This window comes from Bryocella sp. (assembly GCF_058498515.1).
In genome coordinates this window covers 45901-60301 of record NZ_JBMHYI010000005.1, presented here as the reverse complement: position 1 = coordinate 60301, position 14401 = coordinate 45901, and the positions used below count along the sequence as shown (strand labels likewise).

At 65.1% G+C, this 14401-nt stretch carries 11 protein-coding genes; 3 read left to right on the top strand and 8 right to left on the bottom strand.

Annotation, left to right across the window (positions count from 1 at the left end):
- Nucleotides 1-44 precede the first annotated feature (44 nt).
- The 6 genes from AC5E6W_RS01250 to AC5E6W_RS01225 all read right to left on the bottom strand — a co-directional run bounded on the left by AC5E6W_RS01250 (nt 45) and on the right by AC5E6W_RS01225 (nt 7929).
- Nucleotides 45-344, bottom strand: a complete 300-nt coding sequence (locus AC5E6W_RS01250) for a DUF59 domain-containing protein (RefSeq protein WP_491750439.1) — start codon at nt 342-344, stop codon at nt 45-47.
- A gap of 7 nt (nt 345-351) precedes the next feature.
- Nucleotides 352-768 (bottom strand): hypothetical protein, encoded by a 417-nt coding sequence (locus AC5E6W_RS01245; RefSeq protein ID WP_491750438.1) that lies wholly within the window; start codon nt 766-768, stop codon nt 352-354.
- Nucleotides 769-891: 123 nt separating this feature from the next.
- A complete protein-coding gene (locus tag AC5E6W_RS01240) occupies nt 892-1851 on the bottom strand; it encodes a polyprenyl synthetase family protein (RefSeq protein WP_491750437.1) in 960 nt (319 codons plus the stop codon).
- Nucleotides 1852-1889: 38 nt separating this feature from the next.
- Nucleotides 1890-3743 (bottom strand): hypothetical protein, encoded by a 1854-nt coding sequence (locus tag AC5E6W_RS01235; RefSeq protein ID WP_491750436.1) that lies wholly within the window; start codon nt 3741-3743, stop codon nt 1890-1892.
- Nucleotides 3744-3792: 49 nt separating this feature from the next.
- Nucleotides 3793-6771 carry a penicillin acylase family protein gene (locus AC5E6W_RS01230; protein WP_491750435.1) on the bottom strand — a complete coding sequence of 993 codons (2979 nt, stop codon included), beginning with the start codon at nt 6769-6771 and terminating at the stop codon, nt 3793-3795.
- Nucleotides 6772-6822: 51 nt separating this feature from the next.
- Entirely contained in the window at nt 6823-7929 is a 1107-nt protein-coding gene (locus AC5E6W_RS01225; protein WP_491750434.1) for a CPBP family intramembrane glutamic endopeptidase, read from the bottom strand.
- A gap of 196 nt (nt 7930-8125) precedes the next feature.
- On the opposite strand from AC5E6W_RS01225, the gene AC5E6W_RS01220 reads away from it, so the two are divergent.
- The 3 genes from AC5E6W_RS01220 to AC5E6W_RS01210 all read left to right on the top strand — a co-directional run bounded on the left by AC5E6W_RS01220 (nt 8126) and on the right by AC5E6W_RS01210 (nt 10858).
- A complete protein-coding gene (locus AC5E6W_RS01220; protein ID WP_491750433.1) occupies nt 8126-9133 on the top strand; it encodes a phosphoesterase in 1008 nt (335 codons plus the stop codon).
- 24 nt (nt 9134-9157) lie between these two features.
- Entirely contained in the window at nt 9158-9799 is a 642-nt protein-coding gene (locus tag AC5E6W_RS01215; protein WP_491750432.1) for a CatA-like O-acetyltransferase, read from the top strand.
- Nucleotides 9800-9895: 96 nt separating this feature from the next.
- Nucleotides 9896-10858 (top strand): sugar-binding transcriptional regulator, encoded by a 963-nt coding sequence (locus AC5E6W_RS01210; RefSeq protein WP_491750431.1) that lies wholly within the window; start codon nt 9896-9898, stop codon nt 10856-10858.
- A gap of 3 nt (nt 10859-10861) precedes the next feature.
- Here the strand turns inward: AC5E6W_RS01210 and AC5E6W_RS01205 are convergent, their stop codons facing one another.
- On the bottom strand, nt 10862-12313 hold the full coding sequence (locus tag AC5E6W_RS01205; RefSeq protein ID WP_491750430.1) for a hypothetical protein: 1452 nt from the start codon (nt 12311-12313) through the stop codon (nt 10862-10864).
- Nucleotides 12310-14232: a glycoside hydrolase family 30 beta sandwich domain-containing protein gene (locus tag AC5E6W_RS01200; RefSeq protein ID WP_491750429.1), complete on the bottom strand. Its 1923-nt coding sequence runs from the start codon at nt 14230-14232 to the stop codon at nt 12310-12312. Before AC5E6W_RS01200 ends, AC5E6W_RS01205 begins: the two co-directional genes overlap by 4 nt.
- Nucleotides 14233-14401: the final 169 nt, after the last annotated feature.

The following is a 14401-nucleotide window of genomic DNA, read 5'->3' as shown; positions in this document are numbered from 1 at the left end:
TCCCAACCATACACACGGTGTCTGTGCGTTCCGGGGCCGTGCCGTTACAAGATTGGGAACAGTGCCGGCAGCAGGGTCACTTGCGCGCGGCTGATCTCTTCCATGCCCAGGAGGCGGTTCTCGATCTGCGCGACGAGCTGTGCGTTCTGGGCTTCATCGCTGCCCGGGGCCGTCACGGCCACACGCGCGATGTGCTTCTGCGGCACGCCGGGGATGCCCGTGCCGGGAGCGTCGAGGTCGCGCTCGACCTCGACCGAGCGCACCATCTTCAGCTCGACGATGTTGCGGCGCAGCAAGGGGTGGAAGCAGTCGCGGAGGGCGTTGAGGAGGGCTACTTCGTTCATCGGGAAGCTACTGGGCGGAGGTGTCGAGGTGGAACTGCACGCAGCCATTCAGGTGGCGCTCGCTGCGGGTCTTCCACGTGGTGTCGGGCCCCGGGTGCAGCTTGCCCTGGCGATAGAACTCCAGCCATGTCTGGCAGCCCTTCACGTCGCTGGTCGCGGCATCCTTGGGAGCGGCGTCGATCTTTGCCTGCAGCTCCTTCACCGCGGGAAGGAACTGGTCGTCGGGAGCGTCGCGCAGGTCGACCGCCTGGTCGAAGGCGGTCCACGCGGGCGTGTTGACGCGCGCCGCGGTATTGACCACCGGCGCGGGAGCGGCGGGGATGGCCTGGAGGTCGGTCTTCACGCGGTGGTAGCGGATGACGTTCCACACGAAGAGCCCGAGGACGACGGCGATGAGGATGAAGTGGCGAGGACGAAGGGACATGATGGGCCAGTGAATAGTGAGTAGTGAATAGTGACGGCGATGACTGCGCTTTGCAGGATCGGCAGGGCACGGCTTCAGCCGTGCCATTTGCGTTCGCCCAATGGCGACTTCAGCCGCTGGGGCCTAGTGCTTGCGTTCTACGAGGTACTGCGCCAGGGCCTTGAGTGGGGCTGCGGCTTCGCCGTAGGGCTCGAGCGCGGCGAAGGCGTCGGCGATGTAGCTGGCGGCGTCCTTCTCGGCCTGCTCCAGACCGAAGACCGCGGGCCACGTAGCCTTGTCGCTGGCGGTGTCCTTGCCGGCGGTCTTGCCCAGCTGTTCGGAGCTCTGGGTCACGTCGAGGATGTCGTCGACGATCTGGAAGGCGAGGCCGGCGTTCTCGCCGAAGGCGCGCAGCGCTGCGATGACGTCCTTGGGGCTGCCCGCGAGATTAGTATCGCCGCCGGGCTGAGCGAGCAGGTCGCCCAGGCCCAGGATGCCGCCGCAGACGATGGAGGTGGTGATGAGCGCGCCGGTCTTGGCGCGGTGGATGCGCTCGACGAGCTCGGCGGTGGGCTTCTTGCCTTCGCCTTCGATGTCCATGACCTGGCCGCCGATCATGCCCGAGGGCAGGCCCGTGTCCATGCCGACGCCCGTGCCGATGGCGAAGGAGAACTCGCGGAGGATGTCGATCAGCGTCGCGGGCTGTGCAGCGATCTGCGAGAGCGTCTGGAAGGCCAGCGTCTGCAGCGCGTCGCCGGCGAGGATCGCGATGGCCTCGCCGAACGCCACGTGGCAGGTGGGCATGCCGCGGCGCAGGTCGTCGTTGTCGAGCGCGGGCAGGTCGTCGTGGATCAGCGAGTAGGTGTGCACCATCTCCAACGCTGCGCCGAGCTCATCGGCGCCGGGGACTTCGCGGCCGGCGACCATCTTCGCCGCCTCCATCGCGAGGATGGGGCGCAGACGTTTGCCACCGGCGAAGGTGGAGTGGCGCATGGCGCGGTGGATGGAGTAGGGGAGCGTGTCGGCGGAGGGCAGCAGCCGCTCCAGCGCGGCGTCGGTGACGACCACGCCGCTCTTCAGGATTTGCTGGACATCAACGTTCATAGAGGGGCCGATCGGAAAGGTGCGATCAATCCCTGATTCTACGCGACCTTGCCTCTACGCGAGCGCCATGTGCTCAGCCCCGCGGCCAATCCAAGGATAGCCAGACCCAGCGAGCTGAGGCCAAGGCCCGCTTCATGATCCGGCGTCGGATGCCACCGTATGTCGACGATCGAGTCGCCTGCGGGCAGAGCGACGGCGAGCAGGCCATCGTCGCGCTGCAGGCGCGCGGGATGCTGCGGCTGGGCTTGGTCGGGAGCGGTCAACGTGACGTCCCACCCCGGGTAGTCGCGGAGGTTGAGGATGAGGAAGTGGGGCTTGGCCAGGGGAACCGTCAGGTGCAGCGGGGCATTGGCTGAGACGGTCTGCGTGTCGTCGAGGTCGTTGGGATCGAAGTTTGGATCGACCTCGACGGGGTTGGGTCGCGTTCGGGGCGCGGGAGCGTTGGCATCGTCTGCGAGCCAGTAGCCGGGGTCCGTCGTCCGCAGGGCGTCGTTGTCGGCGGTGCGCGGGGTGTACTCGTCGGTGGGCGGCATGCCGTGGTGCGAGGCGAGCAGCGCAGCCCGCGTCGCGGGAAGGTCGTCCGTGTCGCAGCCCTGGCGGAACAGATGATTCGCCATCGCGCTCATGCTCAGCGCGAAGAGGATGCCCAGCAGCGCCGCCCAGCGGAGGGAGAGCTTGCGTTGCGGCAGGCCCAGCGCCACGGCGAGGGCGAGTACGACGCCTTCAAGCGATAGCAGCCGCCAGGGAAACTGCAGGAAGGCCAGCTTGGGCAGCAGATGCCAGAGGAAGAGGGATGGCGGCGTCAGCAGGAAGAGCACGGTTGCGGTCGTCACCGCTAACAACGCAATCAGCCCCCGCAGTCCCACCACTTCACTCACGCCTGGAGACCTGAGACCTCGCTCCTCTACAGCGACGTTCTTCTCCCTCCCGGCCAGAGTGTCCGGGGATGTACTCCGTCGCCAAGCCGCACCCAGCGCAAGCACGGTAGCTGCGAGCAACACCACGGCGATCACGCTGGCCGTATGCAGCACCATGTTGTGGCCAGCGTCGCTGGTGTGGCCGAAGAGGAAGCTATCTTCCACGCGCATGTTGGGGAGCGTCGCCATCGCGATCTGCACCCAGCGTTGCTCATACGCGGCTGGAACCAGATAGAAGCCGACGAGGAGGATTCCGGTGATCGCCCCGGCGCCTGCATGCAGCGCCCGTCGCGCGAGCGGCTTTGCATGATTGAGCTCTGCTCGCGTCCTCCACCATTGCATCGTGAGCGAGAGCGCCACGATCAGCGCGAAGCCATAGCTTCCAATGACCGCTGCCGGAGCGTTCGTAAGCCACAGCAGTGCGAGCGGAATCGCGATGGAGGCGAGCCTGGCGCGGGCGTTCAGCGCTGCCATCACCACCAGCGGCATCCATGCCGCGGCGAGCAGCTCGGCATAGGCTGTGCGCTCGAAGCCGGTGAAGAGGAGATACGGGTTGGCGAGATAGATCGCGCTCGCGAACAGAGCCGCCGGTGTTGAAGCAAAGCGGCGCGCGAGGAAGAACATCGAGAGCCCCGCCCCGCTGAGTGCAAGCCAGGTGAAGACGATGGGCGCGGCGTTGATCCCACTGCCTGGGAGTAGCATCGTCAGCAGCGCGCCGAGCATCCACGAGAGCGGAGGATAGAAGACGAAGCGCGGCTCGCCCGCGTTCCATGCCGCGGTGAAGGCCCACTGCGGATACAGCGTGCCGTGGCGTATCTGCTGCGCGGCGTCCAACCAGCTCTCGAGGTGGAACTCGAAGTCGTGCCCGCAGGAGCAGCCATGCACGAGGAGCGGATGCACGGCCATGAGCGCGATCAGAGGTACGAGCAGCCAGGCGAACCGTTGGGCGCGGGTTGTCGATTCGCTGTTGTCCATCAGGCGGCTCCGCTGGTCTGCACGCTGCGCCTATTCTTGCACCGCTCTCCTATGGCTCGAGTTTCAGCGTGTGTTGCACCTGCGGATGCTGCAGCGCGAGCACGAAGCTTTGGCCTGCGAGCCAGGAGGGAAACTGGTCGAGGTACCACGGGCTTGCGGGGCTGCCGCTCTCGCCGGTGGTGATGTTGCCGAGTGTCGCGTCGGGATCCTTCAGGTCGGCGTCGAAGCGCTCGCTGGGCCCGAAGTGCAGCCCGCTGGAGCGCACCGTCGTGGTGTCGCCGCGGACGGGCTGCAGCCCCGAGCCGGTTGCCACGCCGAGCACGCGGCTCATGAGCGTGTGGCTGCCGAAGACCGGATGCGCGATCTCGGTGGAGTGATACGCCGAGAGCTTCCACGTGCTGAGGTTGTGCGGAGCGTGCGCGGCGCTCAGCGCCTGGTGTACGGCGTCGGCGAGCAGGATGTCCCAGCTGCTGTACTGCTTCGGCAGCCAATGCGCGGGCTGGCGGGCCAACAGCATCTCCATCGCGGTGGTCTTCTCATTCCACAGGTAGAGCTGCGCCGCGTCGCGGACCTCGCCGCTGTCGGGCCTCTTGTGGTCGTGCGCGGCGATCTGCGAGGTCAGCAGCATGGGCCAGAGCACGTCTCGTGTCGCCAGCACGATTGCGGCGGCTGGAGACTCCGGATCCATGTGGCCGTCCCAGCGGCGCAGCAGCTCGGCGGCCTGCTTCAGGCGTTCCGGATCGTGCGTGAAGGTCGCGTGGTCGATGGCATAGGCCAGCTTCTCCGCGACCGTGCGATCGAGGTCGGAGTAGTCATCGTTCTGAAGGGTGAGCATGTCCGCCGGAGTGAGGCTGTGGCGGTCCTTCAGCAGCGTGGCGATGCGCTCCACGCGATAGGGGTCGATCCAATCGCCGGACAAGGAGTAGGGATAGTCATCCGGCGTGATGCGCGCGTTGGCGGTGGCCAGGTAACCGCTCGCGGGGTCGGTCACCGAGGGCATCTTGTCATAGGGCACATAGCCTGACCACGCCTGGCCGGGATCAACGGCATCGACGGGCTTGTATGCGATGGCCGAGCCGATGGTGTAGTCGATGGTGGGCTTCGGAGCGACGTGTTCGGGCGAGGCTCCCGTCGATGGTGGCGCGGCCTGCACGTCCTTGGAGTTCTTGGCATCGTCTCCGGCGTTGCCATCGTTCGCATCGCTGGCCTCGGCCTCTTCGTCTTCAGGCAGAGCTCCATGACTACTTTCGGTCAAGTCCGGCGCCATGGGCTGCAGCAGCGTGCGCGGATGCTGGATTGCGGGGCCTCGCACGGGGATGCGTCCGATGCCCTGGTAGCCGATGTGCCCCGCATCATCGCCCCATACGGCGCTGAGCGTGGGGCCGCCAAAGTTCGCAAATGCCGCGACGAGCTGCGCTCCGCTGGAGGCTGTGTCCATCGCCAGTCCGGGAATCTGCAGGGCCTGCGGATCGTAGGCCGTCCAGGCGAGCGAGAGCATGCGTTTCTCGCCAGGGAAGAGCCCGGTGATGATCGGCGTCGAGATCGAGCCGCTACCTAGCGGAGCTTCCGTTGTCAGCACATCCAGCGCGACATCGCGCCCGCCGCGCACGCGGATCAACTCGTGATGGTGCGCGACCGAGGCCCAGGAACCATCGGCCCGCTGATACTCCATCGCTTCAGGTTTGCCGCGCGTGTGCTCCACGCGAACGTCCTGCACATCGCCAAGCAGCGCGGTGAATCCCCAGGCCACATGCGCGTTGCGCCCCACGATGACGAAGGGCAGCCCCGGCAGCGTGAAGCCTGTGATGTCGAGCTCGGACTCGGCCCGGTCGAGCGCTTTCACATGCAGCCCGGCCTCGTACCAGATGTCCGGCGCGGTCAGGCCGAGGTGCATGTCGTTCGAGACGAGCGGAGCTCCTGAAGCCGAGCGCGAACCCGCCACCACCCAGTTGTTCGAGCCCGAACGGCAGTCGTCGCAGTCCTGGCGCTCAAAGGTCTCGGCCACGCGAACGATGTCGCGCGGCGCGGCGAAGGGCATGGCCGGCTGCTGCACGCTGCTCTGGGTGCGATCCAGTGGAACCTGCTCGATCTCCTCATGCTGCTGGGTCAGGTCAGGCTGCGGCTGCGAGGGTGGGCGATCGCGCCATGAGCCTACGGGGTACAGGTCGGCGAGCAGCGCAGGCGAAAGATGCTGCGCCAGCGCCTCGCGCGCCATCTTGGTCGGGAAGCTCGTCGCAAGGTCCTGCCACATGCACAGCACCACCAGCATGGAGTCGCGCGGCGTCCAGGGCGCGGGCTTGTAGTGCAGCGCGGCGAACTCCACCGGCAGGCGGTCGGCGTGGCTGTCGAGATACGCGTTCACGCCACGCGCGTAGACCTCCAGCTGATGCCGCTGATCGGCGGGAAGGGCAGCGACGGCGCGCTCCGCCGCTGCGCGCAGCTGCAGCAGGCGTTGGGTGCGGTCATGGTCCACAAGGCCCGGGCCGAGGATCTCCGCGAGCTCGCCTGCGCCGTGACGCCGCAGCGCGTCCATCTGCCACATGCGGTCCTGCGCGGTCACATAGCCCTGCGCGAAGAGCACATCGTCGAGGCTCTGCGCCTGGATGGAAGGAACGCCGTGGCCATCGCGCGTCACGATGACCTCCGCGCCGAGGCCTGTGGCCTGCAGCTGGCCGTCGAGTTCCGGAAGCGAGGTGTGCAGACGATGCCTGAGGTACATCACGGTGCCGCTGAGCAGCACGACGATCACCAGAAGCAGCGCCGTGGTCGAAAGGCCGATGAGCTTCAGCAGCCGGGTGCGTGAGGGGCGGTCGTCCAGTTGTCCGTAGGGTCGCTCGTTCCGGACGCGCTCCTGCCGACGGCGCATCTCGGAGAGACGCGCGAACAGGCCGCGATGTTCGGCGTCGGGATCGCGTTCGTCGCGACGAGCCTCAAACTCGCCGCGCAGGGAGCGGGTGACGAGCCGGGGCTCGCTGGCCGCACTCTCGTCGCGGGAGGGATGTCTGGGGTCGGAAGGGTTCAGGCTCATGCGCTTAGTACTGATCTTAAGCGATGGCCTGAAGCAGGCGGTGCGGCGAGGTTAGCTCGCCACCTGCAGGACGACCGGTTCGTGGCCGTGCGCGGGCTCTTCTGCCTCCAGTGGAGGCTGCACGCCGGGCTTTGCCGTGCGGATGGCCAGCAGGACCAGCAGCATGATCGGAATCACGAAGATGCTGCCCTCGGGCCCATCCGAGCCGCCCGAGAGAAACACCTTGCCGACCGGATGCGTGTTCATCAGGCGGCCATAGCTGAGGCTGCCGGAGTCCGGCACGCCCCACAGGAAGCTCTGCGCCCAATCCCACGCCATGTGGAAGCCGATGCCCCACCACAGGCTGCCGGTGCGCCACAGGGCGTAGCTGAAGACGATGCCCGCGATAAAGACCATGAACAGGCCGACGAAGTTTTCTCCGCCGTTGCCCAGGTGCGCGCAGGCGAAGAGCGCCGACATCACCACGGCCGCGCACCAGAAGGCCACAGCGCGCTGCTTCGATTCCGGGCCGCCACCGAGGCCGTAGAAGCCGCGCGTCAGCGTGAACTGCAGGTAGCCGCGCATCAGGTATTCCTCTGCGAAGCCGACGACGAGGAACATCACCAGCCACTCCAGACCGAAACGCAGCACGGCGATGCCGTGGAGCGCGATGCCGTCGAAGACCAGCAGATGCAGGGCGCGCAGGATGCCAATGAGCGCGCTCAGCGAGACAACCCCCCAGAACGCGCCCGGCAGCAGATCGCCCATGCGCGAGCGGCCGATGCCGAAGACGCGCATACGGCGGCGTTCGATCTTCGCCATGGCGAAGGTGGCCAGCACGATCGCGGCGAACTGGAAGCTCTCTGAGAGGAGCGAGTGGCCGGGGGTGAAGTCCGAAGGCTCATGCCTGGGCGCGGGATGGCTCGTCTGCTTGGCCACGGCGGCCTCGTGCTGCCGCTCGAGGAACTTCTGCCACGATCCCGTGACGGTGATGATGGCCGCAGTTGCCAGGGCGAGCGAGATCGCCAGCGCCACCAGGAAGACCAGGGAGCTCCAGCCCGCGCGCAGCCCAAACGGGCCCATCATCACACCATGCTGCGGCGCGACGTGCGTTATCGGCAGCGCAGGCGCGTCTTCCGGCGTGGGGCGGACGATGTGGTTCTCGTTCTGCGTTTCCATGGCTGCTCCGTTGATTCCTTCGGAAGAGCATACGTGACTTGGGCTCCCGGGGTTCCGCGATTTCTCCGTCGCATTTTCCATCGCCTCGCCGTCGACTATGCTCTTCAGAGGGTCAGGATCGCAACGGCATCGCCCGAGCGCCCGGAGCTTCTGCAGCTTCGCCATTCCGCCAGCTCCGCCAGGAAGGTCTTCTCACTTGAATTGCCGCGTCTTTTATCACGACCGCTGTTTCGACGGCGCATGCTCCGCCTCGCTCTTCACGCGCTTCCACCGCGAATGCATTGGCACGGCGGACAGCTTCGAGTACCAGGGTCTGGTGCATCGCGCCGGCGCGCTGATGGAGGAGTCGTGGTTCGCGGCCGAGGGCGAGAACGCCATCGTCGACTTCAAGTACTCGGCTTCGCCCCGGCTTACCTGGTGGTTCGATCACCACCAATCGGCTTTCCTCGACGCCACCGATGAAGCCCACTTCCGAGCGGGGCAGCTGAACCCCGACGGCACGCCGGGGCCGCTGGCCATGCGCCAGTTCTTCGATCCCGAGTACGTCAGCTGCACGGGCTTTATCGCGCACATTGCGAGCACCAGGTTCGGTATGGACATCGCTCCGCTGAAGGAGTTGATCCACTGGGCGAACATCGTGGATGGGGCGCGCTATGAGAGCGCCGAGGCCGCGGTCGGCATGCGCGAGGCCGCGATGAAGCTCACCATGGTGATCGAGAGCGCCAGCGATGCGGGCGGCAATGCGATCACCAAGCGCATCATCCCGCTGTTGACGGCGATGAGCCTCGACGAGGTGCTCGCGCAGCCGTTCATCCAGGAGGAGCTCGGGCCGCTGCTCGATCGCCACTGGCAGGGCCTCGAGCTGATCCGCGAGCGCGCCCAGCTGGACCGCGGCGTCATCACCTTCGACATCACGGACCAGCCCACCGAGGGCTACAACAAGTTCATCCCATACTTTCTTTATCCCGAAGCCACGTACAACGTGGGCCTCTCGAAGTCGAGCTTCCGGAATAAGGTCTCCGTGGGAACCAATCCCTGGACGAAGCGTCCGGCCAGTGAACTCGCCAACATTGCAGCCATCTGCGAACGTTATGGCGGCGGAGGTCACGCCCGCGTCGGGGCCATCAGCTTCCCGGTGGAGCAGGAACAACAGGCGCGGCAGGCCGCAGCCGAGATCGTCGCCGAGCTGCGCGGCCACGCGTAGTAGGGCGGTAAAGGATAGAGTCCGATGGAAGCGGGAAATCGTCGCAGGATCGATCTGGCCACGTGGCCTCGGGCTGGTGTCTTCCAGTTCTTCAAGGAGTTCACGGAGCCTTACCACGGTGTGTGCGTGCGGATGGACTGTACGGAGGCCTTCGACTTCGCGAAGTCGCAGGGGCTGTCGGTATTCCTCACGATGATCCACTGCTCTCTGGTGGCGTCCCATCGTGTGCAGAACTTTCGCACCCGGATCGAGGATGGCGAGGTCTGGGAGTATGACCGCATCGACGGCGGCAGCGCCGTGGGCCGGCCCAACGGAACCATCGGATTCGGCCTCTATCCCTTCCAGGAGAGTGTGGAAGCGTTTGCGCGAGCAGGCTCGGTGGAGGTGGAACGAGTGAAGGGCCGCACCGATCTTGAGCGCCACCCGTTTCAGAACCTCATCCGCTTCTCTGTGCTGCCGTGGCTGGACTTTACGTCCCTCTCCCATGCCCGAAACTTCGCGTTTGAGGATTCCGCGCCGAAGATCACCTTCGGCAAGATCACGGAGAGCTCCGGCCGAAGGACCATGCCGGTGTCGATCCATGTCCATCACGCGCTGGTGGATGGGTTGCATGTCGCCGAGTTTGTGGAGGCGCTGCAGGATCGGTTCCGGACGATTTCGGCCTGACGACGCTGGTGATCGGCTGAATGCCCAGGACGATTGCGAAGCGCATTTGCGTTTTGGCTCCTGCGAAACCGCTGCCGCTGTGACAGAATCATTTTTATGCCTCATCTCGACGAGATGCGCCTGATGGCGAAGGTCGCGCGCATGTACTACGACCACGGCCTGCGTCAGAAGGAGATCACCGAGCGGCTGAGCATCCATCAGTCCACGGTGTCGCGGCTGCTGCAGCGCGCGCGCGAGGCCAACATCGTGCGCATCAGCGTCATGTCTCCGCCGGGCATCTTCAACGAGGAAGAGGATGCGCTCGAGAAGCGCTTCGGCCTCAAGGAAGCCATCGTCATCGAGACGCGCAGCGATGAAGAGCATCTCGTCAGCGATCTTGGCGCGGCTGCTGCGTTCTTCCTGCAGACCACCGTCAAGCCTGGCACGATCATCGGCATCTCCTCGTGGAGCCGCTCACTGTTCGCGATGGTGGAGTCGCTGCATAGCTCCGACTGCGGTCGCGGCGGCAGCGTGGTGCAGATTCTTGGCGGCTTCGGCGCAGCCAGTGCGCAGCACCATGCCACGCACATTGCACAACGGCTTGCGGGACTGATCGGTGCGAGCCCGGTGCTGCTGCAGGCGCCAGCGGTGGTTGGCTCCGCGGAGGCGCGGCGCGTGCTGATGAAGGATGCCAGCGTTCGCCAGGCGGCGGACCTGTTCCCACGGCTCAACCTTGCGCTGGTCGGCATCGGGTCAATGCATCCTTCGCCGATCCTCGTGAGCTCGGGCAATGTCTTCTCCGCGGCGGAGATGCAGCAGATGCGTGCGCACGGCGCGGTGGGCGATATCTGTTTCCGCTTCTACGATGCGGCCGGCAAAGCCGTACGCTCGGCACTCAACAGCCGCGTCGTAGGCATCGAACCCGAGACGCTGAAGGGCATCGAGCGCGTGGTTGGCATCGCCGGTGGACCGAAGAAGCTCGAGGCCATCCGCGCCGCACTCGTCGGTCAGCGCATCAATGTGCTGATCACCGACGTGAACACGGCGGAGAGCCTGCTGAAGGATCCCTCCACGGCGTGAGACTTACTCCCGGGCCAGATGCAGCGCCGTGTACGGCTCGAGTCGCAACGTTGCCTGCTTGTGAGACAGCTTGCCCGCCCACGCGATCGTCGTCCCTGACGTCGCATCGATCGCCGGCGCGCTCAGCTTCTCCGACTGCCACGCCTTCCCAGTGAGCACCGCTTGCGGCAGCGCGATCTCTACAGCGTGATCGGACTTGTTGATGAGCGCCAGATGCTGCAGGCCCTTCGCATGTCGCGCTGAGCGCGCAGCATAAGCCCGCACCCTGTTGTCCTCGCATTCCAGCTTGACTTGCATCAACGTTGAGCCCGCGAAGCGTTGCGCGAACTGCATGCCGAAGTACTCCGGCCTCTTCGAGAAGCCCGCGGTCGGACCGCCCACAATCGGCGAATAGATGCCGTTTCCACCGCCATGCAGGTACACGCCGCTGATGCCGTAACTCGCGAAGCGCAACATCACATCCGCGCACCACAGCGCCGCGGCGAAGGTATCGGAGACGCCGCGCTGCCCGCCATTCCAGCACGAGTTGCCCTCGGAGATGCGGTAGGGAAGTCCTGTCTTCTTCACCGCGTCTTCGACGGTCGGTATAGCGCTCCACTTCATCGTCGTCGACTTCGGCTCCTCGCTGAGAAGGTTCGCGATGGTCGCATCGGGTCGGCCCGCGGGGCCCATCGCGTAGTAGTGTCCGGTCAGCTGGAGGACGTCCTTGTGCTTCGCCGCTTCCTCTGCGAAGGCCGTAAGGTACGTCATCTTGTTGGAGATATCCGGCCCTGCAAACTTCGCTTCGGGTACCTTCGCGAGGATCGCGTCGTGGAACTCGCTCCACTCGCGTACGAAATCCTCCGGCGTATAACTCGCAGGCCGGAAGCGATTGCGGAAGCTATCCGGCTCATTGCCGATCTGCAGCGCGACGAGCCGTGGCCCGAGGATGCGATGCGCTGCCGCGGCCTCGTTCGCCGCATTCTCCTTCGTGCCCTGGCCGAGATTGAGACCATAGAGGCAGCTCCAGCCCGTGGCATCGAGAAAGCCGCGCAGGTTCTGGAGCGCACGCGCCGTCGTCACGGTGCCATTCTTGTTGGTCTTGTCGGTGTCGGGCCCGAAGACCTCGAACGGCGGAGGCGTCGCCGGCTCCGCATCGGAGTAACTCGTGTACTCGGACGTACCGCCGCCGAGGCGTAATACGCCACTGGGAGACAGTTCGCGAAAGAGCTGCACCAACTGCTTGTTGGAATCAGCGAAGAACGCGGGGTTCGCGAGCTGCGCAGCCTCATAGCTCAGGCCGGTGAAGTCGTGCGGGAGAGTGAAGATTGCATTCTCCTGGACCGAAAGCGAAGCGTGCAGGGGTGCGCCGGAATCCTGCGCACGCAGCATCGAAGGCATCGTCAGCGCGGACAGCGCACCGCTGGAGAGCCGCAGGAACTCTCGGCGGCTGTGATGCATGATCTTCGTACTCACTGTGCAGGCTCCGTAGTCAGCGTAAGAATCTCGCCCGGTGCAATCATGATGTGTTCGAGCGATGTGATCGGCTCAGCGTGGTTCTCGGAATAGGGGCTCGTGCGCTCCAGCGTGTGGAAGGTAGGTGCATGCGGCCAGCTCAGGTGCAACCTCGTTGCCTTTGTAGACCGATTCATCACCACCATCGTTGCCTCATTATTCGCTCCGACGAATGCTGTCGCCATCACATCGGGATCGCCCATCGTGACGTCGATGCGCTTCATTCCCTTGCGAACATGGCGGCTGAAAGCGCCCATCACGCGCAGCTGAAAGCTGGATGCCACCGGGACGTCACCATGCATGCGATCGGGCACCAAGAGCGAGCGCGAACCGCCAAACGTCGGCTGCTCCACATCCAGCAGCAGCCAGCAATACATCAACGCTTCAGCATCGAGCTCCACGAGGTCCTTGTGATACAGCTGGCCCACCTGGAACGCGAGCCGGTACGAGGGCTCCTGAGCGTTGCCGTCGTTGAGGCAGATCTCCGTCGCGAGAAATGCCTTATCCGGCGACGCGTCATGCAGCTTCTTCAATCGCGCATCGTAGAGATCAGGGTTCGCGAGGAACTGCTGATAGTCGTACTGGTGCGCGGTCACAAAGTCCGTCGCCTTCCACGCCGCAGCATCATGCTTCAGGTCGCTCACGCGGCCGATCGCCATCGAGACATAAGGCGCATCGGCCATGTGGATCTGCGTGCTGGTGAAGCCCGCGGCATCGAGCTCACGCCGCAATGTAGTGGTCATCTTCGCGAAGACTTCAGGCGGCTGCTCGACCTCATTCTGGATGCCAACGATCTGCGGGCCCTTGCCTGTACGAGCCTTCAGCGCCTTGCAGTAGCCCACGACGATCTTCGCGTAGACCTCCGGATCGGCTGCCTCGCGCACGCGTTTGTTCCATGCATCGAGGATCTCCGGCTGTCCCGGAGCAGGCTTCCACGGCACGATGGTCCATGACGGCAGCGCCCACATCTCGTAGATCACATCCCCGCCGAGCGCCAGCGCATGCTTGCTGTAATCGAAGTCCGAAACCTCGCCGTTGGGGAAGTTGTCGCCGTAGTAATGTGGCGTCGCGTCGGCCAGGTTGTCGAGGTTGGAGAGATCGCGCTTCAGCTCCGTGCCCATCGGGTATTCGCGATTGAGCAGCAGGTTGTAGCGCCGCAAGATCTCCCAATACTGCCGCTTGCCTTCGTCACTCAAACCTGCATAGGCCGGCACGCTGGGGCTGCCGCCAAAGCCGAGCATCGTCTGCCGCTGCTCAGCTGGGTGCACGGAGAGCGTGGCCTGTGCGGTCTCGGGTTCCAGCAGACGGCCCGTCACCACATCATGATGCGTGCGTGGCGCGCGGTAGATCAGTTGATGGCGCGTCAGGTCGAAGACGAGGTGTGCGGTGAGGATCGTCTCGCCATTGAGCTGCACGTTCACGCTCAGGTGCGAGTCCACAACGACACGCAGCGAGCGGACTTCTCCGGTGTACGCGCGCGACTCTTCAGCGACCGTCTTGGCCGGGAAGCTTCCACCTTCGCTCAGGCCGACAGAGTCGTAATAGCGCTCGCTCAGCCGCACTGTGGTTGGCGTGAGTGTGACGGTGAATCCGGCATGCGGACCGGTGAACACCCACTCCAGCGAGCCTCCATCAGGAACCGGAGCCTCGAGCTCGAGCGTGCGGGCAAAGAACGTCGGCAGCGACTCGTGGAAGTAAGCGCGGGCTATGTCATCGGGCCGTGTCCAGCCTGGGCCCTTCGGTCCATCGGCGACAAAGCGAAAGCTCTGCTGCGTTGCGAGAGAGGACGCGTGAAACGAAGGGATGGCGATGGCCTGCTGCGCTCGCGCGGACAGAACGGCGAGCGCGGCAGCTAGAGGAAGAAGGGCGAAGCGCGTCATGGAGGCAGCTCGATGGATGTCGTGGGACTGGAGTTGGGGAAGATCGGCAGGGCGTGGCGGCGATGGTGTCATGCCCTCAGTCCCGTGGACTTTGTACGTTTTAGTTGGGCAGAATGTCAACTGAGACGAGCTATGCTGAGTCTTGTCCGATGTGTCGGCGCGACGCGGC